This is a genomic window from Corynebacterium sp. HMSC11D10 (assembly GCF_001806995.1).
GTDB lineage: Bacteria > Actinomycetota > Actinomycetes > Mycobacteriales > Mycobacteriaceae > Corynebacterium > Corynebacterium coyleae.
Map to the genome: position 1 here is coordinate 1 of NZ_KV787016.1, position 23,743 is coordinate 23,743.

Below are 23,743 nucleotides of genomic sequence, written 5' to 3' on the forward strand. Positions count from 1 at the left end.
ACTCCTTGTCCAATAAGTCACGAGACATGACAGTGATCGTCTAGTGCCCCCTCACAGGCAGCTAGACGATCTGCTTTTGACGCCTACCCCAGCAGCTCCTTTACGCTAGCCGGGTCGGCATCGGAGAGCATTTGGCGGCAGCGGTCGTACTCGGCGTCGTCGCCAATCGCCTTGGAGGTCAGCGCGAGCATCGCGATGGCTTTGAGCACGCCGCGGTTCGGCTCGTGGGACGCCGGGACTGGACCCCAGCCTTTCCAGCCGTTGGCGCGCAGGCGGTCCAGGGAGCGGTGGTAGCCGGTGCGGGCGTAGGCGTAAGCGATGAGTTTGTCGCCGGATTCGAGTTCACGCTCGGCGCGGGTGGCCCAGACGGCGGGGGAATCGGGGTGGGCGAGTGCGGTGTCGTCGGCAAGGAGGTCCTTGCCGGTGGCCGGATCGGCGGGAAGTTCGATGGGCTTCGGTGCAAGCATGTCGTTGATTTCCATGCCCGCCAGGCTACCCACAACGTGCGCTACGCGGTCCAGAAGTCGGAGGCGTCCAGTCCGAAGCGGTACAGGCAGCGGCGCAAAAGTGGCATGGACAGGCCGATGACGCTGGTGGGGTCGCCGTCGATGGAGTCGATAAACCAGGAGCCGAGTGCCTCGAGCGTGAACGCGCCGGCGCACTGAAGCGGCTGGCCGGAACGGGCGTAGGCCTCAATATCGGCATCCGATACGTCACCGAAGCGGATGGCGGTGGTGACGGTATCCACGACCCACTCGCCGCCGAACCACACCGCATGCCCGGTGAGCAGGTGGGCTTCCTTGCCGCGCTGTGCTTTCCACCGGCGGATAGTTTCGTCGACGGTGTGGGGTTTGCCCAGCAAGGTGTCGTCGAGAAGCAGCATGCTGTCGCAGCCAACAACAACGTCGTCGGGGAATTCCGCAATTGCGGTCTCGGCTTTTGCGCGGGCGAGGGTGGCCACGGTGGTGGCGGGTGGGACGTCGCCAAGTACAGCGATCACCGCATCCTCATCGATGTGCGCGGGGCGCAGCACCGGGGTGACGCCGCCTTGTTCGAGCAGCATGCGTCGCGACGGCGACTGCGACGCCAACACCAACCGCATTAGAAATACGCCGCCGAATCGAACGCGTGCGGATTAAACGCAGTCGCCGGGTGGGACGCACCCCACATGTTGGCGTCCGGCTGCACCCCGGACTGCTTGCGTTCGCGCTGGAGCTGCAGCAGCACCTCGGTCAGCGCCTGCAGTTCCGCCTCGGTGGGGTTGCCTTTAACTACCTGAATATCCACGTCAGCCTCCTTACAGCGGGATGTTGCCGTGCTTCTTCTGGGCCGGGTAGGTCACCTTGCGCTCAAGCAGGCGCAGACCCTCGAGGACGCGGGCGCGGGTGGTGGATGGCTCGATGACGGCGTCGACCATTCCGCGCTCAGTGGCCACGTACGGGTTGAGGTTGTCCGCGGCGTACTGCTCCTCGTCGGTGCCGATCGCCTCGGCGGCGGTGGTGGCGTCTGCCAGTGCGATCTGTGCGGTCGGCCAAGCGAACACCAGGTCCGCGCCCAGGCCCTTCGAGCCGAGCAGCGCGTACGACGGACCGAACGCCTTGCGGGTGACCACGGTGATCGTGCCCACCTGGGCCTCTGCAAACGCGTAGGCGAGTGCGGCGGCGGCTGCGGCGGACCCGGAGCGCTCCTCCTCGACCGACGGAAGGAAGCCCGGAGAGTCCACGAACTGCACGATCGGCAGGTTAAACGCGTCGCAGGTGCGGATGAAGCGTGCGGCCTTGCGTGCGGCGTCGCGGGTCAGGCAGCCAGCCAAAACACTCGGCTGCGTTGCGACGACACCAACCGCGCGCCCGCTCACGTGCGCAAAACCGGTGACCACGGAACCTGCGAAGCCAGCGGAGAGTTCCAGGACGTCGCCGTCGGTGACCGAAGCCAGGATGTCGGTGACGTCGTAGGGCTGGTTGTCGTCGTCAGGCATGAAGGCGTCCAAGTCGACCTCAGCGGCGGAAGCCTCGGCGTTGTCCGCGCCCAGCGGGGACGCGGCCTTGTTGTTCAGCGGCAGGTAGCTAATCACGGTGCGGGCCAGGTCCACCGCTTCGGTGTCAGTGGTGGCGACGAGCTGCGCCAGGCCGGTCTTCGCGGCATGGACGGCGGTGCCGCCAAGCTCATCGGAAGTGGTCTCTGCGCCGGAGACCTTGCTCACGATGTCCGCCGTGGTCACGTGCAGGGACGCGCCCTCGGCCATGACGGTGATGTCCGCCATCGGGACCGTGGTGGCAGCGAGCGAGGCGACATCCCCGGCCACGACCGCGATCTGCGGAATCAAACCCGACGCACGGGTTGCCGCACGCAGGATCTGTGCCTGCATATGCGCGGTGACAATGCCTTCCTTCCAACGCGGGCCAGTCGAGTCATAAATACCGATCAGCGGCACGCCGGTCTTGGTTGCCAAGTCGTAGATCTTGAGGATCTTCTCGCAGTACACCTCACCGACCTGGCCGTCGAAAATCGTCGGGTCTTGGGAGAAGACGCAGACACGACGGCCGTCGATCAGCCCGTAGCCCGTAATCACACCGTCGGTGGAAGGCTTGGACTTGTCCATCTTGTATGCCTCGACGCGGTGCTTGGCCAGGGCGTCGGTCTCCACGAACGTGCCGTCGTCGAGAAGCGAAAGCACGCGCTCACGAGCAGTGGTGCCGCCAGCCTCATGGACAGCATCGATCGCGTCCTGACCGACCGGTGCCTGCGCCTCATCCAGTCGATTGCGCAGATCCTGAATGCGGCCAGCCGTCGTGGTCATGTCGGGTTTAGATGAACTCATAACGCCCCAGTCTAGATTCCGAGATTGTTCCTGCCACATTGCCTATCGACGGCGCGTCGCCAGACGTTTCGCAGCGTAGGTGTAACCGGGGTGCCGGGTTGGGGTGTGCTTCCGGGGGCTTGCGAGGGCGAGGGTGAGGAAACGGGAACACTAATTGCTGAGAAGCGCGAGAGGCATAACGATCACACCGTCACGTCGTACATAAGCCTGTTTCCCCGTGGTAAGGACCATGAGGTTGGTGACGCGGTCTGGAATACGTTCGCGCAACCATAGGAGGTGTCGGACGTCGGCGTCGTCGATATGAGGCTTCAGCTTGACCTCCACCCCGAGTACCTCCCGTTCAGCGCCCTCAATGATGAAGTCGACTTCTCGCTCTCCCGCGTTCGACCTGAGGTGGTAGACCTTGGCCCTGTTTGCTTGGGCCAGTACACGCAGGGTGAGCGCACACAGAGACTCGAAAAGCGGCCCGAACATGTGCGCAGCACGGTTACTCAAGAGGCCAGATGGGGATATTCCAAGAAGCCTGGCAGCGAGTGCAGGGTCAGCCAAGTGATGCTTTGGGCCTTGCTGCAGGCGTTTGAACTCATTGTTTTCTGGAACCCAACCAGGAACTGGATCAAGCAGCCAAATCTTTGCAAGGTGCTCACGATATGCGAGTGTGGTCTTCTGATTTGGTTGTTCAGTCTGACCGCCGGTGGTCGCATCAAGCAGCCTGGAGTAAGCGGTGGTAGTGGCTGTTGCAGCAGCGTATGCGCGCAACCAGCTTCGAAGCGATTCCGGCCGTCTCACCTCGTATCCTGCATCGGGAATATCACGATCGATGATTCGCTCAATGTAGGAATCCAGCAGTGTGACCTGGATGAGCGGATTCGCGGAAGCGATGGCGGGGAATCCGCTTCCGGTGATGAGGCGTGCGTAGTCGTCGAGCCTACAGTCAGAAGAACCAGATACATCGGTGTTTCCGGCCAAGATCCCGGCGAAGCTGCATGTGGGGTTAGCGACGCCGCGTTCATGAACTGCCATTGGTCGCATTCTCAATGAGACGATGCGTCCGGCCCCAGAGTGTGAGCCCTTCGGGTCAACTGGGGTAGCAGAGCCGGTGAGGAGGAAGCGCCCGGGCCCAGCGCCCTGATCTACTTGACGGCGGACAGAATCCCAGATCTGGGGAAGATGCTGCCACTCATCTAGTAGAAGAGTTCCATCTGGTGCGGAGGAGAGCGAGAAATCTGCCTCGGCAACGTTCCTCATATCGGGATCGTCGAGATACCAAGCAGCGTCGGCTCGGCGCCTTGCGGTGTCGGTCTTACCCACACCTTTTGGTCCGTCAATTGCGATTGCGGGCAGGTGAGGCATGAGGAGATCAAGCTCGTCATCAAGCGTGCGCCGAAGATAAGACATACGGGTAGTGTACAGCATGAATAGTTCCTACTACCTGATTTTCAGGACTTCTACTACCCGTTTTTCAGAAGGGCTACTACCTGATTTTCAGGACTCCTACTACCCAATTTTCAGAAATGGGGTGCCTCTTCGGCGAAGCGCGCTAACTGACCTTTGCGGGGAGAGGGGCACCGAAACCCCAACACCCCGCCGGCTACTACGCTCGTGACCATGAGTGTCAAGGACGTGCAGGCAATTCAGGACAAGGTGGCCGGATACTGGACTGACGTGCGGTGGGTCGAGTCCACCGGGTCGACGAACGCGGACCTGCTCAAGGACGGTTCCGCGCCGGGCACGGTGCTCATCGCAGACGAGCAAACCGCTGGCAAGGGCCGCTTGGGCCGCCATTGGGTGTCGCCGAAGGGCTCGCAGTTGGCCATGAGCATGGTCATCGACGTGACCGATACCCCGCCGCCGTTCGGGTTGCTGTCTATCGCGCCGGGGGTGGCGGTGACGGATGTGGTGCCGCAGGCGCAGTTGAAGTGGCCCAATGATGTGCAGATTGGCGGCAAGAAGATCGCTGGCATCCTCTCGGCGTTGGATATGCCGCGGGTGATTGTGGGCATCGGCATTAACGTCGCTATGCGTCCGGAGGATCTGCCTGTGGAGACCGCCACCGCCCTGAACCTGGAGGGCATTGACGTGGATTTCGACGAGTTCGCCGCCGACATCCTCACCGCGATGGGCCGTCGTTTGAAGCAGTGGCAGGAGCGCGACCCGCAGTTGCTGGAGGATTACCGCAAGGTCTGTTCCACCATCGGCCAGCAGGTGCGCCTGGAGTTGCGCGAGGGGGAGGAGACGGTGCGTGGCCTGGTCACGGGCATTAACGATGAGGGCGAGGTGCTTATCGACGACACCCCGTTCTCCGTCGGCGATGTCCACCACCTCCGCCCGACCCAGTAGGCGTGCAGTAACCTAGCCGGTCATGGCTAACAAAGCGGTGTTTCGCGTCGGCGAGGACGAGGTGGTCCTCGCCGACGTGTGTGCGCCGCTTTCTTCGTTGACGTTCCCGTTGCTGGAGTTAGTGGCGCTCACGGGTATCGCCTGGATGGCGATCGGCTGGATGGACGTGACCCCGCACATCGATCCGGGGATGCGCAACATTGTGGTGCTGATCTGGGCGATGCTGGCCCTGTGGCGGTTTGTGTTGCCGTTGGTGTCGTCGCGACGCAGGCGCTTCGTGGTCACCGACAAGCGCGTCCTGGCGCGGGGGCGGCGTGGCGCGGTGGATTCGATCCCGCTGCGCCAGATCCATTCGGTGCGCCGGGAGCGCGGGGGCCTGTGGATCGCGCTGTATGGATACGCCCAACCGGTGCGCTTCGATCGGGTGGGCAAGACGCGCGCGGTGGAGAAGGTGCTGCAGTCGCAGCTGCGCGGCTAGGCGCACCCGCGCCGCAGCCCCCGCAGCTAGTCCTTGACTTCCGTGGTGTGGAGCTGCTCGTCGAGGTCCTCAGGCGAGAGGTGCCCGCCGAGGAATTCGGCGGTGACGGGCAGGTGCAGTTCCATGTCGGTGCCGGGGCACAGTTCAATGACGGCGTCGTCGACGGTGTAGTCGAGAACGTGGCCGCCGCGCGAATGCTCGTCGTCGATGAAGTGCACGTGGCAGCCGGGGACGCCGATGCCTTTGGCGTACATGGGGGTGCGGAATCCACCGATGACGCCTTCGACGTCGGTGAAGATGTGTTCGGCGTCGTCGGAGACTGCCTCGGACATCGGGGGATAGGGCTTTTCCTGTTTGGTGACGGTACGCACGCGGACTTCTTTGAATCGGCCGGTGATTTTGACGGCGGTGAAGAAGTTGTGGCTGGGTTCGGCGTCGTCGATAAATTTGGCGAGTTCGGCGCGGACCATGCCGGCGGGGGCGTCGAAACGCAGGCGGGGTACGAAGTTGGTCACCACGGTAAATGGGGTGCGTTGGTCGAGGTCAGCGACGCGGGCTTTGCCGTCGGAGGTGAGTTGGTGGCATACGCCGTCGAGGATGAGCATCTCGCCGTCGAGGGCGTCGAAGGTGCCGAGGCCGAAGTTGCCTTTGCTCAGGATGTCGCTGATGGTGAGCTCGCCGTCGTAGATGCCGTCGAGAAGTGCGGTCATCAGAGAGTTTTGGAAAATGGTGTGGCGGGCGATGGTTTCAGACATGGCTGCGATGCTAGTCGGTTGGCCGACTACAGTGTGGGGCGTGAGTAACGCGTATGGGATGCCTGTTGTCGCCGTGCTTGGCGACGGCCAATTGGCACGAATGATGCAAACAGAAGCTATCGAGCTCGGCGTGGACACTCGCGTGCTCGCGTCGAGTAAGGACAAGTCGGCGGCGCAAGTCTTCGGCGATGTCCGCATCGGCGACTACACCAACCTTGAGGATCTGCGCGCGATCGTCGAGGGCGCGGACGCGGTCACGTTTGATCACGAGCATGTGCCGAACGAGTACGCGCAATTGCTTATCGACGACGGCGTCGCCGTCGAACCCCGCCCCGAAGCCCTCATCTACGCCCAGGACAAACTCGAGCAGCGCCGCCGCCTCGCGGAGGCGGGCCTGCCGGTGCCGCCGTTCGCAGCCATTACGTCGGCCGCGGACGCGGAGGCGTTCTGGGACGACAACGATGGTCAGGTCTGCCTGAAGGCGACGCGGGGTGGGTATGACGGGCATGGGGTGTGGTTCCCGTCGTCGAGAAGCGAATGCGCGGAACTCGTGGAGCAGCTTTTGGGGCGCGACCTGCCGCTGATGGCAGAGAAGAAGGTCGCGTTCACGCGTGAGTTGTCCGCCATGGTGGCACGCAACCGCTCCGGCGATGTACGCGCGTGGCCGGTGGTGGAGTCGCGCCAGGCAGACGGCATTTGCCGCGTGGCCATCGCGCCCGCGCCGGACATGTCGGACGAGTTGGCTAAGCACTGCGAGGACCTCGCCGTGCGTGTCGCCGAAGGCTTGGGTGTCACCGGCGTGCTGGCGGTGGAACTGTTCGAGTTTGAGGGTCCGAACGGCCCGGAGGTGGCCGTCAACGAGTTGGCCATGCGCCCGCACAACACTGGCCACTGGACCCAGGACGGCTGCCTGACCTCCCAGTTTGAGCAGCACATCCGTGCGGTGTTGGACTGGCCGCTCGGTGCCGTGGACACGCTCGCGCCGGCGACTGTCATGGTGAACACCCTTGGCGGCGACGAGGACCCGGATACCCCGATGGCCGAGCGCGTCGTCGCGGTGATGCGCAAGTACCCGCAGGCCAAGGTGCACCTCTACGGCAAGGACCACCGACCGGGCCGCAAGATGGGCCACGTCAACGTGTGCGCCGACACCGTCGAGGAGGCACTCGCGATCGCCGAGGACGCCGCGCACTACATCATCCACGCAACCTGGAAGGACTAAGCAGATGGCACAGCCGCAAGTTGGCATCATCATGGGCTCGGACTCGGACTGGGACACCGTCGCCCCGGCCGCCGAGGTACTCGCCGAGTTTGGCATCCCGTTCGAGGTCGGCGTGGTCTCCGCCCACCGCACCCCGGACAAAATGCTCGCCTACGCCAAGGAAGCACACGCCCGTGACCTGCAGGTGATCATCGCCTGCGCTGGCGGTGCCGCACACCTGCCGGGCATGGTCGCCGCGGCCACGCCGCTGCCGGTCATCGGTATTCCGCGCGCGCTGGACACGCTTGACGGCATGGATTCGCTGCTGTCCATCGTGCAGATGCCCGGTGGCGTCCCGGTGGCCACGGTCTCCATCGGTGGTGCAAAGAACGCCGGCCTGCTCGCCGCCCGCATCCTGGGTGCCGCCGACCCGGCTGTGCAGCGCAAGATGGTGGACTACCAGGCACGCATGGCAGCCGAGGTGGAACGCAAGGACGAGGCGTTGCGTCAGCGCCTGATGGGTGAGTAACCCAATCGTTGTGTTAGGCGCCCGGATTGTGGACGGGCGCCCTTCTCGCATGCTCGAGCACCGCTTGCACAAGGCGCTCGAGGTGTGGCGTGCGAATCCGGCGCCGATCGTGGTGTCCGGCGACGGGGAGGCCGACATCATGGCCGCCTGGCTCACCGCCCACGGTGTGCCTGCTCAGGCGGTGGTGCTCGAGCCGCATGCGCGGTCCACGAACGAAAACCTGGAACGTTCCCGCGCGCTGTTCCCCGACGCGTCGTACCTCACCGTAGTGACCAGCGGTTTCCACGTCCCCCGTACCCGCGTGTGGGCGTGGCACCTGGGCATCCCGGTGCGCATGGTCGCTGCGACGACGCCTGAAACCTCGCGGAAGAAAAACTACGCGCGCGAAGTGTTTGCCGTGCCGCACTCCATCACGCGCGTTGCTTGGCGACGACTCGCCCGCCGCCTCTTCGGCCGCTGAGCCATGCAACACGTGCCGCCCGACGGGCTCCGCTCTGGTCAGGCGTTGGCGCCAGGACTAGCGGGGGAGGCCAGGCAGGTTGATGCCGAAGTGTGGGGCGGCGAAGTACAGGCCCGCTGCGCCGAGGGTGGCAATGATCGCGCCGGTGCCAACCAGCAGCGCGACGAAACGGACAACCTTGTCGATCTCGTCCTGGGTGTACTCGGAGCTACCCGGGCCAGTGGCCATCTTCTTGTCTTTCGGGGTGTTGTTTGTGTTCTCGGTTTCGGTCTGAGCCGTGGTCTCAGCCTGGGCCGGGGCGACAGTTGCGGTGGCGAGGCTGACGGTCAGTGCGGGGGCGAGAGCCAGCGCACCAGCGCGGCGGATCAGCGTGCGGGACATGCCGGATTCCCTTCATCAATGCGGGTAGTGTCCGGCACAGCTTAGCCCAGGAGTGCAGGGGTAACAGTCATGACTACTGGATACGGCGCGTGACGTTCTCAGCGGCGGAGATCTCCTGGAGCCGTTCATCGGATACCGAACCCGTGACGACGACCACGGATCCACCAGCGGCCAGCGGTACCATCACCGACATCGTGAAGTCATCGGTGCCACGCCAATCTGGGGCGAGGTAGCGTTCGGCCTCAACGCCTGGCTGGGCGAAGGTGGACAGGTCTGGGCTGTTGCCGAAGTAGTCGTCGCCGTAGAAGCGCACGGTGGGGCCGAAGTCCACGGTGCCGGGCGGAATGGTGCCGCCGGCTTCCTCGACGCCGCGGCCGAACGGGTCGTCGGAGACAAGGACGCACTCGGTGGCGTCGGTCCAGTTTTCGGCGCGTTCCGGGGTGGTGAAGACGATATCGGGGGCGGTGGGGTGGTCGTCGATGAGCGGAGCGCGCGAAGAGTTGAACGTGCCAACCGCAATCACCGCAGCCTGCCAGGAGACGGGCAGGTCGATGACGATGCTCGCGTCGAGGGGGAGGTCGAATTCCTCGTCGAGCATGTTGGCTACTTTGCTGGCCCAGTTGTCCAGCGTTTGGGCGGAGAAATCCATGCGTAATCCCCGCGCATCGTCGTAAATGGTGAAGCGCGGGGATGCGGGATCTGCGGCGAGAAGTGGGGCAAGCATGCTCATGCTCGCCCAGTGTAGGCACTACAGGAAGATGGCAGCGCCGGGGCCGAGTGGCAGGTCGAAGATGTACCAGATGAACAGCAGGGCAGCCCAGGACACCCAGAACGGAACCACGAACACGATCAGGCGCGACATCAGCGTGCCCAGGCCCGCGTTGGGCTCGTATCGACGAAGCAACGTCAGGATCACGATGATGTACGGGTTCAGCGGGGTGATGATCTGGGTGGCGGAATCGCCGACACGGAACGCGGCCTGCGTGAAGGCTGGCTCGAAGCCGATCAGGGCGAACATTGGGACGAACACGGCCGCCATCAGGGTCCACATCGCGGAGCCGGAAATAACCAACAGGTTCAGGCACGACGCCAGGATGATGAACGCGAGGATGGCCGCGAAGCCGGTGATGCCAGCCGCCTCGAGCATCTCTGCGCCCTTGACGGCGGAGAAGGTGCCGATGCCGGACCAACTAAACAGGGAAATGAACTGGCCGAGGATGAACGCGAGAACCAGGAAGCCGAGCATGTCGCTCATCGCCTTGGTCATCATGTCCACGATGTCCTTGATGTTCTTCACCGTGCCGGCGACCTTGCCGTAGACGATGCCGAGGACCATGAAGTAGGTGAAGACGATGAACACGATCGACTGCAGCAGCGGGGACTGCGGCAGGAAGCCACCTTCTTCGTTGCGCCACGGGGAATCCGGGATGAGTACTGCGAACAGGATGATTGCCGTGACGATAAGCGTGGCGACGCCCGCCCACATCAGGCCGCGGCGTTCCGGCTTGGTCAGTTCGACGGAGATCTCGTTGCCGTCGGTGTCGCGGTTCATGCCGTCGTCGCCCTCGACCATCTCCTGGGGGACGTCGAGTTTGTGCATGCGAGGCTCGAGGATCCTGTCGATGATGAAGCCACACGCTAGGCCCAGGATGATAGAGGCGGCGATGTTGAAGTAGTAGTTGGACACCGGGTTGACCTCGGTGGCGTCCATGCTCGGCAGGGTTTCCATCACGGCGTTGGTGATGCCGGCGAACAGGGCGTCCAGCGACGTCGGCACTAGTGCGGTGGAGTAGCCAGCGCCGACGGCGGCGAAACCACCGAGCAGGCCTGCGACCGGGTGGCGGCCAGCGGCCTTGAACACCATCGCGGCCAGCGGCGGGATGACCACGAACGCGGCGTCCGCCATGATCGAGCCGGTCACGCCGATGATGCCCACCGCGTACGGCAGAACCGAGCGGTTAGCGGAGCCGAAGAGCTTGCGGATGAGCGCGGAGAGCATGCCGGAGCGCTCGGAAACGCCCACGGCGAGCATGATTGGCAGGACCGTGACCAGTGGCGGGAAGCCGAGGTAGTTCTGGCCGAGGGTGGTGGTGAACCAGGCCAGGCCCTCACCGGTGAAGAAGCCTTTGATCTTCACACTTTCGTCCTCGCCGGGCACTGCGACTTCGGCCCCGAAGTACGCCATCACGGTGGAGATCACCGCGGTGATGAGGAACAGGATAAGGAAGAGCGTGAATGGCTCCGGAAGTTTGTTGCCTACCGACTCGATGGTGCCGAGGAGGCGATCCATTGCGGTTTTCTTCTGTGGTGGGCTGCTGTCGGCAGAGCGCTCGAGCTCGGCGCTCTCTGTGGCTTTTCGCGTACTCATGCGTATATGTTGTACCAGTCACATTAATTCTGCGCTAGGGTTTTGTAGAAACGTAATCCGATCGACGGAGAGTGAGCGGACCGTGAGCGAAACGCATCCCAACCGCCCGACCAGCCCAACCCCACCGAACCCTGCCTTCCTGCAACGCATGGACGCAGTGGTGCGAGATGAGATCGCCGCTGCGTCGCCGCAGTTCCCGATTGAGCCGGGCTATCCGGAGCGTGACGCGGTGTGGGGGAAGGTCGAGCGCAACGTCGAAGCCGTCCGGGCCGACCTGGAACACATCATGCGTGACCTGCACGCGAACCCGGAGGAGGCGTTTCAGGAATTCCATGCGCAGGCTGTGATTGCGAAGGTGCTTGAGGGGCAGGGGTTCGTCGTCAAGCAAGGGGCCCATGGTGTGGAAACGGCGCTGCGCGCGGAGTGGCAAAGCGACGACTTTGACCCGAGCACACATCCGACGGTGGCGGTGATGTCTGAATACGACGCGCTGCCGGGTATCGGGCATGCGTGTGGCCACAACGTGATCGCTGCATCCGGGGTGGGTGGTTTCCTCGGCGCGGTCGGTTCGGGTTCGGGCCGCATCGTGTTTCTTGGCACCCCGGCGGAGGAGGGCCACACCGGCAAGGAGTACATGATCCGCGGCGGCATGCTCGACGGCGTGGATTGTGCGGTGATGATCCACCCGTTCTGCTACGACCTGGTGTCGCACGCGTGGACGGGGCGCCGCTCGCTTACCGCAACGTTTACCGGCGTTGCCGCGCACGCGTCGATGCAGCCGTACATGGGGCGCAATGCGCTAGATGCTGCGACGCTTGCGTACCAAGCCATGGGGTTGTTGCGCCAGCAGATGCCGCCGTCGGATCGCCTACACGCGATCATTTCGGACGGTGGTGCGAGGGCATCGATCATTCCGGAGACGGCCACGCTGAGCCTCTACGTGCGTTCGCTGTACACCGAAACACTGATGGATTTGAGCAAGCGTATCGACGACATCCTCACCGGTGCCGCCCTCATGACCGGCACCGGCGTGGATGTGCAGTGGGATAACCACCCCATGTCGCTTCCTGTCCGCAACAACGAAACCTTGGCGGCGCGATGGGGTGCGACCCAGCAGGCGCGGGGTAGGGAAGTGTTGCCGGGTGGGATCTTGCCGGACTCGCAGGCGGCGTCGACAGATTTTGGCAACGTCTCGCAGCTCGTGCCCGGCATTCACCCGTTGGTCAAGATCGCGCCGGAGGGCACTGCGCTGCACACCACTAAGTTCGCCGATGCGGCGATCACCCCGGCCGCAATGGACGGTGTGATCGACTCCGCGGTGGGGCTCGGCCAAGTCATCGCTGACGTACTCAATGACCCGGTGCTGTTGCAGCGCGCTCGCGAGGAGTTCGAAGCGGCGGGCGGGGCGATCTCCGTGGAGGCGCTGCTAGATGAGGCCTAGATGACGCGTAACTGACGCCTGATTGGCTCGCTACAGGAAGATGGCAGCACCCGGGCCGAGCGGCAGGTCGAAGGTGTACCAAATGAACAGCATGGCCATCCAGAAGATCCAGAACGGAACCGTGAACATGATCAGGCGCGACATGAGCGTGCCCACGCCAGCCTTCGGTTCGTAGCGGCGCAGCTGCGTCAGGATCACGATGATGTACGGGTTCAGCGGGGTGATGATCTGGGTGGCGGAATCGCCGACACGGAACGCTGCCTGGATGAAGGCCGGATCGAAACCGATCAGGGCGAACATGGGCACGAACACGGCCGCCATCAGGGTCCATAGTGCGGAGCCGGAGATGATCAGCAGGTTCAGGCACGACGCCAACACGGCGAACGCGAAGATAGCGGCGAAACCGGTGATGCCTGCGGACTCGAGCGCGTTGGCTCCCTTCACGGCGGTGAAGGTGCCGATGCCAGACCAGTTAAACAGGGCGATGAACTGGCCCAGGATGAACGCGAGGATGAGGAAGTTCACCATGTCCTTCATGGCGCCAGCCATCATGTCTGCGACGTCGGGTACGCGTTTGATCGTGCCCGCAACCATGCCGAAGACTAGGCCCATGACTACGAAGTAGAGCACCACGATGAACACTGTGGACTGCATCAAGGGCGAGTCCGGCAGGAAGTTGCCTTCCTCGTTGCGCCACGGAGAGTTCGGGATGAGGACGACGATCGTGCACACCACGGTCAGCAGCAGGGTGGCCCACAGAGTGGCGCGCAGGCCGCGGGATTCGGCGTCGGTGAGCTCTGCGGAGATTTCCTTGCCGTCGCGGTCGCGGGTCATGCCGTCATCGCCAGCAACCATCTTGTTCGGTACACCGAGCTTGTTTAAGCGGGGCTCGAGGACCTTGTCGATGATGAAGCCGGACAGAAGTCCCAGCACGATCGCGGAGACAAGGTTGAACCAGTAGTTAGAGACCACGGTGACCTCAGGGGCGTCGAGGCTTGGCAGTGCCTCCATCACGGAATTCGTGATGCCAGCAAACAGTGCATCGAGCGAGCCCGGCAACAGCGACGTAGCGTATCCCGCGCCCACGGACGCGAAGCCACCGAGCAGACCCGCCACGGGGTGACGACCAGCAGCCTGGAACACCATGGCAGCAAGTGGTGGGATGACGATGAACGCCGGGTCGGCGATCAGCGAACCGGACACACCAATCAGACCGACCGCATACGGCAGTACCGAGGTATTCGCGGAAGAGAACAGCCGGCGGATCAGCGCCGACAACATGCCCGAGCGCTCCGCGATACCGACCGCCAAGATGATCGGCAGCACGTACACCAACGGCGGGAAGCCAACGTAGTTCTTGCCCAAGTTCACGGTGAACCAGGCAAGGCCTTCGCTGGTGAAGAAGCCCTTGATGGGGCGGACCTCGTCGTCGCCAGGCACCTGCACCTGCAGGCCCGCCCAGGCCATCACCGTGGAAATGACCGCGGTGGCCAGGAAGAGCAACAGGAAGAGCGTGAACGGCTCCGGAAGTTTGTTACCTACCCGCTCAATAAAAGAGAGGAGCCGGTCTACGGCTCCTCTTGGTGTCTGATCTCGTTCGGTCCCATCGTCCGGTCCCGGGTCGGGAACCGTGCCTGATGTGGCCTCCTGAGGTGCTACCGAAGTGGAGCCCTGGGCGGCGTGGTGGACAGAATGAATCTTTGCAATGTTCATGCAAAGAGGTTTTACCTGTCGCCGATTCGAATTTCAGGCGATTGGAGGATATTAATTCACGCAGCGCGGGCTGTCGTCGCCAGCTGAGAGCTCAGGGGCAGGCTCGTTGGCACCGAAATCTTCACCTGGCGTGCCCACAGGGGCGACCTGTTCCGCCTCATCAGCATCCATCGCGCCGGGCCCGTTGTAGTCGTCCGCGATGACGGCAATGACCGTGTTCGGCTCCACGCTGGCGTTGGCCACGACGGGCACTCCGCCGAGCAGCTGGGCCAGCTCCTGGGCGGCCGGGTCGTTCTCGTCTGCGGCTAGCACTTGGGTAGCTGTGTAGAGGCCTTCCATGGCGTTGGACACGCTTGTCACCGTCAGGCCGTCGCCGTTGAGTATCTCAGCAACACGCCCAGCCTGTCCGGGGACGCTGCCGGCGTTGAGCACGACTGCTTCGTAGCCGTTGAACGCCTCGCGTGGGGCGCTGGTGGCGGAGTCCGAACCGTCAGAACCCTCAGCGCCGTCCGTGTTGTCCTCCTCAGGCTTAATCGCTTCTGCCATGAACTTCTGCACCTGCGGTAGATCCACGGTGACGATGGACTCGCCATAGTCACCGACACCATTGACGGAGGTCACAGGGATGGTGGTGAAGGTGACGTTGCCACCAGCCAGGCCGGAAAGTTGCTGGGCCAAGCCCACAATGTCCCAACCCTTATCCAGTGTCACGGAGCGTTCCGCTGCGTTAGACAGTTCGCGCAGTTTCGCCGGGTTGGTCAGGGTGCCTGCGGAAAGCATCGACTGTACGAGCGAAGCCATGTAGGCCTGCTGGCGCACGATGCGGTCTAGGTCGCCGCGCGGCAGGTCGTGGCGTTGGCGCACAAACGACAGGGCTTGCGCACCGTCGAGGGTCTGCTCGCCGGCGGGGAACTTTGCGCCGGAAAGTGGCTCGTCCACGGGATTATTCAGGCACACTTTGACGCCGCCGACAGCGTCGGTGAGCAGCACGAAGCCAAGGAGACCGACCTGGGCGAAGTGGTCGACTTCGACACCGGTGAGGTCCGCTACGGCGTCGATCAGTCCCTCTTGTCCTGCGCGAGCAACCTGCTGTTCGAGCGCCGGGCCTTCGCTCATGCCGGATTCGATCAGTTCTTCGCGTTTTGCGGCAGCGTGTGCGCCGTAGACGCCATTGATTTTCAGGTTGCCGTAGTCGTCCGTATGCACATAGGTATCGCGTGGGATGGACACTGCGGTCGCGCGTGAGCCGTCCTCCGGGATGCGGATAACCATGATGGTGTCGGTGTTGATCTCACCGTCCGCGATACCGGCGTTCAGACGGGAAAGTTCCTGCTCACTTAAGGGGTTGCCCTGCGCGTCCGTGCGCGAATCGGAGCCCACCAGCAGGATGTCCATTGCGCCGTCCAGGGCGTTGCCGTCTTTGCCTTTGCTTTGCGACGACACCTTTAAGTCCGACGCGCTCAACTGCCCGCCAAGCCGCCCAACGGCGAAATACCCGACGCCCGACAGGGCGATCGCGGCGGCGGAGACGATGGCAAGCGTGGTTCGCAGTGCGGGGTGGCCAGATTGCGAAACATCCCGCACCCGGGACGGGGCAGGTTTGATATCGCGGGCTTGCCGCCTGGGCTCAGTCACGCCGGGAATTATACGACATTCCCCGGCTCGCCCTGTGCCGTGCGCCGGAATTGGAGGTCATGGTGGGTATGCTGTCCAACATTGTGAAAGACACAGAGCATCATCCTGACGCTCATCAGGCGCCACTCGCGGTGATCACCGTGACGTATTCGCCTGGGGAGCACTTGGCGCAGCTCATCGCCTCCTTGGAGAAGGCGACGACGCGCCCCGTTGTGCTGCTTTGCGCCGACAACGGCTCCAAGGACGGCGTGCCGCAGCAGGCCGCACGCGAGCACGAGCACGTGGAGTTTTTCCCCACTGGTGGAAACATCGGTTATGGAGCCGCGATTAATGCGGCTGCTCGGCAGTTGGGGGATCGTCGAAAAGCAGGTGCGGTGCGCGGCGACTACTTCCTTATTGTGAACCCCGACGTGGAGTTCACCCCGGGGAGCATCGACGAGTTGATCCACTGCGCCGACGACGCGCCGAAGGCTGGCGCCGCCGGGCCCAGGATTGAAGAGGCCGACGGCTCCGCATACCCCAGCGCGCGCGAGGTGCCCAGCCTGGTCATGGGGATCGGGCACGCGCTGCTGTACGACTACTGGCCGTCCAACCCGTTTTCCCGCGCGTACCAAGCCGGGGCGAATATGGAGGTGCAACGCACAGCAGGCTGGCTGTCCGGCGCGTGCCTCCTTGTGCGGTGGGATGCGTTTGACCAGATCGGCGGGTTCGACGAGCGCTACTTCATGTACCTGGAAGACATCGACTTCGGGGACCGTCTTACCCGTGCAGGCTGGGACAATTTGTACTGCCCGAGTTCCGTGATCTTGCACGATCAGGGCCATGTTGCGGACCGACACAGGGGAGTTACGGTGCCTGCGCACCACGCCTCGGCGTATCGGTTCCAGCGCGACCGCCATCCGCATGCGTGGCAAGCGCCCATCCGCTGGGCGTTGTGGCTCGGCCTCCGAGTGAGGGGTGCGCTGCAGTTGGGTAGGGCGAAACCTGCACACAGGGCTGGCACCGGCCGTGGGGAAGTGAACTGACAACAAGATGAAGGATCTAGCAATGGCTCAGACAGCCTCCACCGAAATCACCGAGTCTGCTGAAATTGCAGAAATCACAGAAATGGATGCGGTGATTCTCGTCGGCGGGCGTGGCACACGCCTTCGTCCGCTGACTGTCTCTACACCCAAGCCGATGTTGCCGACGGCAGGTTTCCCGTTCTTGGCACATCTGCTTGCCCGCATCCGTGAGGCTGGCATGCGTCACGTGGTGCTGGGGACGTCCTATAAGGCAGAGGTGTTTGAGGAGTACTTCGGCGACGGCTCCGAGTTCGGTCTAGAGATCGAATACGTCGTGGAGGAAGAAGCGCTTGGCACCGGCGGTGGCATCCGCAACGTCTACGAGAAGCTCCGCTACGACAACGTGATGGTCTTCAACGGTGATGTGCTTTCTGGCGCGGACCTGTCGGCGATTGCGCACACGCACGTGGATAAGGATGCGGATGTCACACTGCACCTGGTGCGGGTGCCGGATCCGCGCGCGTTCGGCTCGGTGCCGACGGATGAGGACGGCAATGTGCTGGCCTTTTTGGAAAAGACCGAGGATCCGCCGACCGACCAGATCAACGCTGGCTGCTACGTGTTTAAGCGTTCGGTGATCGAGCAGATCCCGGCAGGACGTGTGGTTTCCGTAGAGCGCGAAACCTTCCCGGGCCTGCTTGAGCAGGGTGCGAAGGTCGTCGGCCATGTGGATTCGTCGTACTGGCGCGACATGGGCCGCCCGGACGATTTCGTCCAGGGCTCCTCGGATGTGGTGCGCGGCATTGCGTACTCGCCGCTGTTGAAAGGGCGTACGGGCGAATCTGTGGTGGATCCGTCTGCCGGTGTTGCGCACGGCGTGATTCTGATGGGCGGCACAACGGTTGGCCGTGGCTGTGAGATTGGGGCGGGCTCGCGTATCGACGACTCCGTGATCTTCGACGGCGTCACCATCGAGCCTGGCGCAATGGTGCGCAATTCCATCATTGCTGCCGGAGCCACGATTGGAGCGAATGCGCGCTTGGTTGATTGTGTGATCGGTGAAGGCGCCCAGATTGGTGCGCGCTGCGAGCTGCAGGGTGGCATGCGTGTGTGGCCGGGTGTTGTGATCCCAGATTCGGGAGTGCGTTTCTCCCCAGACGCGTAACCGACACGCCAACACGGCCAAATAGTCGCGCTTTGTAGTCCCGACACTACATGTAGTACCCCCGAAGTCCACCCCCATTGCAGCTATACTGTGACAGTTGTGGCTGGTGTGAAAGTTGACGTGGGGAATGTCTGAAAAAGGCGCGCTCGGCTCACATTTTGGTTGCGACTATTTAGTGCCTCGGTGTGTAATCACAGAAGTGTTATTTCCGCATCCGCAACCAGCGGGTGCATCACTCTTCGAACGACCACCGAAAAGATCAACTAAGCAACAGGGAAGGTAATGGCGTGGAAAATCAAGCGGACGCCATCCTCCGCGGCGCTGCTGCGGGAGGGATGACCCTCGACGAGTTGTTTGGCACTGTCGAGCAGGAGTGGCAGGACCAGGCGCTGTGTGCGCAGACTGACCCCGAGGCCTTCTTTCCTGAAAAAGGCGGCTCAACTCGTGAGGCCAAACGAATCTGCAAGGCATGCGCAGTGCGCGATGAGTGCCTCGAGTACGCACTCGAGCACGATGAGCGCTTCGGTATTTGGGGTGGGCTGTCCGATCGTGAGCGTCGCCGTCTGAAGAAGCAGATCGGCTAACAACTCCCAAGATCTACAGTGTGGATCTACCAGGGAAAATCGGGATTCACAGTGCGTGGATCCAAATTTAAATAGTTTGCTACCAGCGCGGTGAGCACCCACGTGAGCAACTCTGCACGCTCCTGGGTGGTCACCGCGCGGTGTTCTATCGGCATGCGAAACACGACAAAGCGCGCACGGGTGGGGTTGCCGTGCTGATCCACGCCTGCCTGGAGCACCCGCCCGAGAGGGACCGGGCCGTCGGCGATGATCTCGTCCGGCAAGATCGTCATATCTGCGTGCAGGCGCATGCGTGGGATCGTGTCCACCGCCAAATCCACGCTTGCCAGCTGCTCAAAGTACGCGTTGTGGAGCGGGGCGTAGGCTTCCATGACAAGTGCGTCGAATGCGTCGTTGCGTGAGCGATAGCGGGGCACCCCAACGGGCAGGAGCGGGCCACGGGCACCTCGCCCGTGGCGGTCGCGTGCGGCGCGGACGTGCGAGGGGCCGACGCCGGGCCTGGAAGGGGTTTGCATGACGGCAATCCTAAGGTGGAAACAGGCAGGTGTGGAGGGGGCGCGCCGCGCCGCAGTACAAAAACCTCAAGAAGGGGTTTAGACTGTCCGCCGTGAATGTCTTCCGTCGTTGTTGTCGCCCGGGTTGCGGCAGGCCCGCTGTGGCCACGCTGATTTACGCGTACGCGGACTCGACGGCAGTGATCGGTCCGCTCGCCCCGGTAGCAGATCCGCATGCGTGGGACTTGTGTGAGCGCCATTCCGCCCACATCACCGCGCCCGTTGGTTGGGAAATGGTCCGTGTAGAGCACGTCGAGTTAGAAGGCGATGAGGATGACGATCCGGAAGCCTCCGACATCACCGCCTTGGCCGAGGCCGTGCGTGAGGCGGGTCGACTGACCACTGGTTTGGTCGATTCTTCGCAGGACCCAATCGAGTACGAGGCCTCGCACGACTTCAACGACCCGGATACCTCGAATCACCCGGTGCATCGCACGAAGCGGGTGGAAGAGCAGATTGCTGCGCATAAGGCGGCGCGCCGTTCGCATTTGCGCATCGTGCCGGATCCTTCGGCTGAGCAGGAATAGCGAAACCACAGCAGCCGGGGAGGGGTCGTGTCGCGGGGCGCACTAAGATGGCCTGCATGGCTATCCAGCACACACGTGAGACTCTGAGCAGCGTTATTAAGGCCTACGACGTTCGAGGCGTTGTCGGCGAGCACATCGACGAGGACTTTGTCCGCACCGCCGGCGCTGCGTTTGCCCACATTCTGCGCGAGGAGGGTGAGACCCGTATCGCGGTCGGCCACGACATGCGTCCGTCGTCGCCGGCGCTGGCCGCGGCGTTCGCCGAGGGAGCTGCCTCCCAGGGGCTTAATGTCACCGACTTGGGGCTGACGTCGACTGACGAGCTCTACTTCGTTGCCGGCTCCCAGCGTTGCGCTGGTGCGATGTTTACCGCCTCGCACAATCCGGCTCAGTACAACGGCATCAAACTCTGCCGCGCGGGCGCGACCCCGGTGTCTACAGATACCGGTTTGTCGGAAATCGGCCGCATGATTCTTGAGGGCGTGCCGGAGTTTGAGGGGGAACGTGGTGTCGTCGAGAAGCAAAATGCGCTCGAGGCATACGCGAAGTATGTGCGTGATCTGGTGCCGGTGCCTACGCGGCGCAAGTTGGTCGTGGCAGTGGATGCCGCAAACGGCATGGCTGGGCTGACGGTTCCGGCGGCGTTGGGGGATATGGATATTCGCCCGCTGTACTTCGAGTTAGACGGAACTTTCCCGAACCATGAGGCGAACCCGCTCGACCCGAAGAATTTGGTTGACCTGCAGAAGTTCACTGTTGAGCAGGGCGCGGACATCGGGTTGGCGTTTGACGGGGATGCGGATCGTTGCTTTGTTGTTGACGAGCGGGGCGAGGCCGTCTCGCCCTCCGCCATCACTGCGCTGATTGCCACGCGCACCCTTGCGGAGAACCCCGGTGCGACGATCATCCACAACCTGATTACCTCGCGTGCAGTGCCGGAGATGATCGACGAATGTGGTGGCACCGCCGTACGCACCCGTGTGGGCCACTCTTACATTAAGGCCAAGATGGCCGAGCATGGCGCGCTATTCGGCGGTGAGCACTCCGCGCACTACTACTTTGCTGAGTTCTTCAACGCGGACTCTGGCTTGGTCGCTGCGCTCCACGTTTTGGCGGCGCTGGCAGAGCAGGACAAGCCGCTGAGTGAACTGATGGCGCAGTACGAGCGCTACGTCGCATCTGGCGAGATCAACTCGGAAGTTGCCGACCAGGAAGCGGCGACGAAGCGTGTGGTGGATGCGTTCGCGGATCGTGCGGAATCGGTAGACACCCTCGATGGTGTGACTGTGCAGTTGAAGGACTCCAAGGCGTGGTTCAACGTGCGTGCATCCAACACGGAGCCGCTGCTGCGTCTTAATGCGGAAGCGCCGACCCAGGAAGAGGTCGACGCGCTGGTCAACGAGATTCTTGGCCTGATTCGTTCCTAGGCACCGAATTCTTGTAACTCGAACGGGGAGCGTGGGACTGCTATTTTGGACGTTTGCGCTCACGCAGAACCAAAGGAGGCCACATGGAGCGATTGGATGGGGTACTGCGACCCTACCCATGGGGGTCGCGGACGCTGCTCGCACAGCTGAGGGGGACGCCCTCGCCGAGCGAGAAGCCCGAGGCCGAACTGTGGTTTGGTGCCCACCCTGCCGCCCCAGCGACCATTGACGGACGTGGCCTCGACGAGATCATCGCCGAGGACCCCCAGGCAGCATTGGGCGACCGCGTGATTGCCCAGTACGGCGAGCAACTGCCGTTTTTGGTGAAGTTGCTCGCGGCGGATTCCCCGCTGAGTATCCAAGCGCACCCGTCGCGCGAGCAGGCCGTTGCTGGCTTCGAACGGGAAAACGCTGAGGGCATCAGCCTCAACAGCCCGCAGCGCAACTACAAGGACTCGAACCCGAAGCCGGAACTTATCGTCGCGTTGACTACGTTCCGTGCGATGGCGGGCTTTCGCCCCGTGGAGCAGATGACCGAGTTGTTCGAGGCGTTTTCCTCCCCAGCCTGGGACCGTTACGCAGCACTACTGCCAGCGGCCGGCGGTGCAGGGGACATGCGGGTGCTGTTTACAACCCTGGTGTCGTTACCCAAGCCCGCGCTGACGGAGGTGCTCGACGCCGTCGGACATAGTGCCCGCACGATTGCCGATGGAGGCACCGCAGCCCACCCTGCGTGGGTTGTGGAAGCAGCCGAGGTATTCCTGGAACTTGCGCAGCGTTACCCAGGCGACGCTGGTGCGTTTGCGGCTCTGCTGCTCAACATTGTCACCCTCAAGCCGGGTGAGGCGGCGTTCCTCGGCGCAGGTCAACTGCATGCCTACCTCAGCGGTCTCGGCGTGGAGGTCATGGAAAACTCCGACAACGTTCTGCGCGGTGGCCTGACCACCAAGCACGTAGATGTGCCAGAGCTCGTGCGTGTACTCGACTTTTCTTCGTTGGAATCGCCGCGCGCAGACACCGAGGAGGTGGCTGGCGGGACGCGATTCGTGCTGCCGGTGGAGAGTTTCACCGTGAGCATGCACGAGCTTGATCAGGGCGAGTTGCGTATCGACGAAGACGGCCCCGCAATCGCACTCTGCACCGCGGGCACCGCCACGGACGGGACAATGTCAATCGCCGCTGGGGAGGCTGTGTGGATTCCCGCAAGCGATGGTGCGGTGACCCTGCGGCCTGCAACGGATGGGGAACCCACCCAGGTGTTTGTGGCTACCGTGTAACGCTTCGCGCGATCTGGTCAAGCGCCTCGCGGGGGCTAAAGCCCTCATCCGGCTGGGGGTATCCGGCCACGTCCTCCTTGCCCGGCACACGCGCCCGGGCAGTTGTGGGCGCAGATGCCTGCGACTGCAGTTGAGCCTCCAGCTGGTCTGCAGGAATCGCCTTGTTGTTTTCGGGGTGCTCATCGCGATCGTTCTCACGCGAGGTTGGCTCGGCGGGGGGGGAGCCGGGTGCGGGTTTGCCGTCCTTGATCTTCGGCTCGTTGTCCGCAGATGTGCCGGGGCCGCGCTCGGGCTCGGATGGTGCCGTGGGGACCCCGGAGGTGCCTGCCGAGTCGGTCTCAGTCGGCGTTTGTGCAGACGTGCCAGGCGTGTCCGGTGTGGACGGGTGCGACGCCTCAGGCGTTGGCTGCGGCCTGGACTCCGACGGGGACTCAGGCGTTGTCTCGGGGCGGTTCGGCCGTTCTTCGCTCGTTGTTCCAGACGGGCGGGTCGACTGTGAGGCTGACTGCGGCCCCGATCGCTGTGATTGCGGTGCCTGCTGGGCCGACTGAGCCGACTGCGCCGGTGGCGGCACAACGATGTTGGTCGGGCGGTACACCTTGGTCGGCTGCGCCGGATCCGCCTGGCCCACCACTGCGTGCGGTGGCAGGTATGGATCGTTCTGCGCCGCATAGTTCGGGTTGACGTGGTGCGTGCCACCCCGCATGCCGTGTTGTGCGCTGTAGTCCTGGTCTACCGGTGCATCGTTTCCGTCAGTGCGCCCGTCTGCAGAGGTTTCTGTTGTCGACGAGTTGGTCGCTGTGCGGGTGCTCGACGTGCTTGAGGTTGTCGAGTGCGCGCTGGTGGTGTCTGCTGCCTCGGCGGAAAAGCCTGCGTGGTCCGAAGGCCCGGTGGACGATGACGCCCATACGGTCCAACCGGTCAGGCCAGCAAGCCCGAGGCCTGCAGCAAAAAGAGCAGCGGTACGGCGGTTGGTCGGTTTCACGTCCCCGCTCCTTCCACGGTCGGCGCGCAGCCCTTACATCACGAATTGGTAACAGTATGGTGGTGTAGGAATGTTTATAGCACGTCGTACGGCGAAGG

Annotated in this window: 25 protein-coding genes; 12 read left to right on the top strand and 13 right to left on the bottom strand. The window is 63.3% G+C overall.

Translation table 11 applies throughout. The features are described 5' to 3' along the window. Positions 1-83: 83 nt before the first annotated feature. The 5 genes from HMPREF3120_RS00005 to HMPREF3120_RS00025 form a co-directional block, all read right to left on the bottom strand. A complete protein-coding gene (locus HMPREF3120_RS00005) occupies positions 84-482 on the bottom strand; it encodes a DUF3151 domain-containing protein (protein WP_070449528.1) in 399 nt (132 codons plus the stop codon). 26 nt (positions 483-508) lie between these two features. Continuing rightward, entirely contained in the window at positions 509-1,102 is a 594-nt protein-coding gene (locus tag HMPREF3120_RS00010) for a Maf family protein (protein WP_070449531.1), read from the bottom strand. Continuing rightward, complete coding sequence (locus HMPREF3120_RS00015; protein ID WP_070422838.1) at positions 1,102-1,287, bottom strand: acyl-CoA carboxylase subunit epsilon; 186 nt, start codon at positions 1,285-1,287, stop codon at positions 1,102-1,104. The genes HMPREF3120_RS00010 and HMPREF3120_RS00015 overlap by 1 nt, the downstream gene beginning before the upstream one ends. Before the next feature lie 10 nt (positions 1,288-1,297). Continuing rightward, positions 1,298-2,821: an acyl-CoA carboxylase subunit beta gene (locus HMPREF3120_RS00020; RefSeq protein ID WP_070449533.1), complete on the bottom strand. Its 1,524-nt coding sequence runs from the start codon at positions 2,819-2,821 to the stop codon at positions 1,298-1,300. Between the two features lie 150 nt (positions 2,822-2,971). Continuing rightward, positions 2,972-4,237: an ATP-binding protein gene (locus HMPREF3120_RS00025; protein WP_246815382.1), complete on the bottom strand. Its 1,266-nt coding sequence runs from the start codon at positions 4,235-4,237 to the stop codon at positions 2,972-2,974. Between the two features lie 192 nt (positions 4,238-4,429). Here HMPREF3120_RS00025 and HMPREF3120_RS00030 point away from each other — a divergent pair, with 192 nt between their 5' ends. Beyond that, positions 4,430-5,161 carry a biotin--[acetyl-CoA-carboxylase] ligase gene (locus HMPREF3120_RS00030; RefSeq protein WP_070449581.1) on the top strand — a complete coding sequence of 244 codons (732 nt, stop codon included), beginning with the start codon at positions 4,430-4,432 and terminating at the stop codon, positions 5,159-5,161. Positions 5,162-5,183: 22 nt separating this feature from the next. After that, positions 5,184-5,639, top strand: coding sequence for a hypothetical protein (locus HMPREF3120_RS00035; protein WP_070449537.1), 456 nt, complete (start codon positions 5,184-5,186; stop codon positions 5,637-5,639). 26 nt (positions 5,640-5,665) lie between these two features. Here the strand turns inward: HMPREF3120_RS00035 and budA are convergent, their stop codons facing one another. Further along, positions 5,666-6,394 carry an acetolactate decarboxylase gene (budA, locus tag HMPREF3120_RS00040; RefSeq protein ID WP_070449540.1) on the bottom strand — a complete coding sequence of 243 codons (729 nt, stop codon included), beginning with the start codon at positions 6,392-6,394 and terminating at the stop codon, positions 5,666-5,668. Between the two features lie 58 nt (positions 6,395-6,452). Here budA and HMPREF3120_RS00045 point away from each other — a divergent pair, with 58 nt between their 5' ends. The 3 genes from HMPREF3120_RS00045 to HMPREF3120_RS00055 are packed head-to-tail and all read left to right on the top strand — an operon-like array spanning position 6,453 to position 8,584. Next, positions 6,453-7,616 (top strand): 5-(carboxyamino)imidazole ribonucleotide synthase, encoded by a 1,164-nt coding sequence (locus tag HMPREF3120_RS00045; RefSeq protein ID WP_083284696.1) that lies wholly within the window; start codon positions 6,453-6,455, stop codon positions 7,614-7,616. Between the two features lie 4 nt (positions 7,617-7,620). Continuing rightward, on the top strand, positions 7,621-8,124 hold the full coding sequence (gene purE, locus HMPREF3120_RS00050; protein WP_070422842.1) for a 5-(carboxyamino)imidazole ribonucleotide mutase: 504 nt from the start codon (positions 7,621-7,623) through the stop codon (positions 8,122-8,124). Then, entirely contained in the window at positions 8,117-8,584 is a 468-nt protein-coding gene (locus HMPREF3120_RS00055) for a YdcF family protein (protein ID WP_083279476.1), read from the top strand. Before purE ends, HMPREF3120_RS00055 begins: the two co-directional genes overlap by 8 nt. A 57-nt stretch (positions 8,585-8,641) precedes the next feature. On the opposite strand, the gene HMPREF3120_RS00060 is transcribed toward HMPREF3120_RS00055, so the two are convergent. From HMPREF3120_RS00060 to HMPREF3120_RS00070, 3 genes are all read right to left on the bottom strand, one after another. Beyond that, positions 8,642-8,965, bottom strand: a complete 324-nt coding sequence (locus HMPREF3120_RS00060; RefSeq protein ID WP_070449543.1) for a hypothetical protein — start codon at positions 8,963-8,965, stop codon at positions 8,642-8,644. A 73-nt stretch (positions 8,966-9,038) separates the two neighbouring features. Beyond that, the gene (locus tag HMPREF3120_RS00065) at positions 9,039-9,695 is read right to left on the bottom strand and encodes a TIGR03089 family protein (protein WP_070449546.1); all 657 of its coding nucleotides are present in this window, start codon (positions 9,693-9,695) and stop codon (positions 9,039-9,041) included. A gap of 18 nt (positions 9,696-9,713) precedes the next feature. After that, positions 9,714-11,255, bottom strand: coding sequence for an AbgT family transporter (locus tag HMPREF3120_RS00070; protein WP_083284697.1), 1,542 nt, complete (start codon positions 11,253-11,255; stop codon positions 9,714-9,716). 226 nt (positions 11,256-11,481) lie between these two features. Here HMPREF3120_RS00070 and HMPREF3120_RS00075 point away from each other — a divergent pair, with 226 nt between their 5' ends. Continuing rightward, the gene (locus HMPREF3120_RS00075; RefSeq protein WP_070449590.1) at positions 11,482-12,774 is read left to right on the top strand and encodes a M20 family metallopeptidase; all 1,293 of its coding nucleotides are present in this window, start codon (positions 11,482-11,484) and stop codon (positions 12,772-12,774) included. A 30-nt stretch (positions 12,775-12,804) separates the two neighbouring features. Here the strand turns inward: HMPREF3120_RS00075 and HMPREF3120_RS00080 are convergent, their stop codons facing one another. Beyond that, a complete protein-coding gene (locus tag HMPREF3120_RS00080; RefSeq protein WP_083284698.1) occupies positions 12,805-14,487 on the bottom strand; it encodes an AbgT family transporter in 1,683 nt (560 codons plus the stop codon). A 51-nt stretch (positions 14,488-14,538) separates the two neighbouring features. Next, positions 14,539-16,122 (bottom strand): LCP family protein, encoded by a 1,584-nt coding sequence (locus HMPREF3120_RS00085; RefSeq protein WP_083284699.1) that lies wholly within the window; start codon positions 16,120-16,122, stop codon positions 14,539-14,541. Positions 16,123-16,190: 68 nt separating this feature from the next. Between HMPREF3120_RS00085 and HMPREF3120_RS00090 the strand changes: the two genes are divergently transcribed. The 3 genes from HMPREF3120_RS00090 (at position 16,191) to HMPREF3120_RS00100 (ending at position 18,875) form a co-directional block, all read left to right on the top strand. Next, positions 16,191-17,147, top strand: a complete 957-nt coding sequence (locus HMPREF3120_RS00090) for a glycosyltransferase family 2 protein (protein ID WP_070449600.1) — start codon at positions 16,191-16,193, stop codon at positions 17,145-17,147. An 82-nt stretch (positions 17,148-17,229) separates the two neighbouring features. Beyond that, the gene (locus tag HMPREF3120_RS00095; RefSeq protein WP_070422892.1) at positions 17,230-18,291 is read left to right on the top strand and encodes a mannose-1-phosphate guanylyltransferase; all 1,062 of its coding nucleotides are present in this window, start codon (positions 17,230-17,232) and stop codon (positions 18,289-18,291) included. A gap of 335 nt (positions 18,292-18,626) precedes the next feature. After that, positions 18,627-18,875, top strand: a complete 249-nt coding sequence (locus tag HMPREF3120_RS00100) for a WhiB family transcriptional regulator (protein ID WP_180952331.1) — start codon at positions 18,627-18,629, stop codon at positions 18,873-18,875. A gap of 26 nt (positions 18,876-18,901) precedes the next feature. Here HMPREF3120_RS00100 and HMPREF3120_RS00105 read toward each other — a convergent pair whose 3' ends face one another. Next, complete coding sequence (locus HMPREF3120_RS00105; RefSeq protein WP_070422848.1) at positions 18,902-19,390, bottom strand: metallopeptidase family protein; 489 nt, start codon at positions 19,388-19,390, stop codon at positions 18,902-18,904. A 92-nt stretch (positions 19,391-19,482) separates the two neighbouring features. Here HMPREF3120_RS00105 and HMPREF3120_RS00110 point away from each other — a divergent pair, with 92 nt between their 5' ends. The 3 genes from HMPREF3120_RS00110 (at position 19,483) to manA (ending at position 22,660) form a co-directional block, all read left to right on the top strand. After that, a complete protein-coding gene (locus HMPREF3120_RS00110) occupies positions 19,483-19,956 on the top strand; it encodes a DUF3499 domain-containing protein (protein WP_083279486.1) in 474 nt (157 codons plus the stop codon). A 56-nt stretch (positions 19,957-20,012) separates the two neighbouring features. Further along, positions 20,013-21,383 carry a phosphomannomutase/phosphoglucomutase gene (locus HMPREF3120_RS00115; RefSeq protein WP_070449548.1) on the top strand — a complete coding sequence of 457 codons (1,371 nt, stop codon included), beginning with the start codon at positions 20,013-20,015 and terminating at the stop codon, positions 21,381-21,383. 83 nt (positions 21,384-21,466) lie between these two features. Further along, complete coding sequence (manA, locus tag HMPREF3120_RS00120; protein ID WP_070422851.1) at positions 21,467-22,660, top strand: mannose-6-phosphate isomerase, class I; 1,194 nt, start codon at positions 21,467-21,469, stop codon at positions 22,658-22,660. Here manA and HMPREF3120_RS00125 read toward each other — a convergent pair. After that, the gene (locus tag HMPREF3120_RS00125) at positions 22,650-23,645 is read right to left on the bottom strand and encodes a hypothetical protein (protein ID WP_070449551.1); all 996 of its coding nucleotides are present in this window, start codon (positions 23,643-23,645) and stop codon (positions 22,650-22,652) included. The two genes, manA and HMPREF3120_RS00125, sit on opposite strands and share 11 nt — an antisense overlap. Positions 23,646-23,743 lie beyond the last annotated feature (98 nt).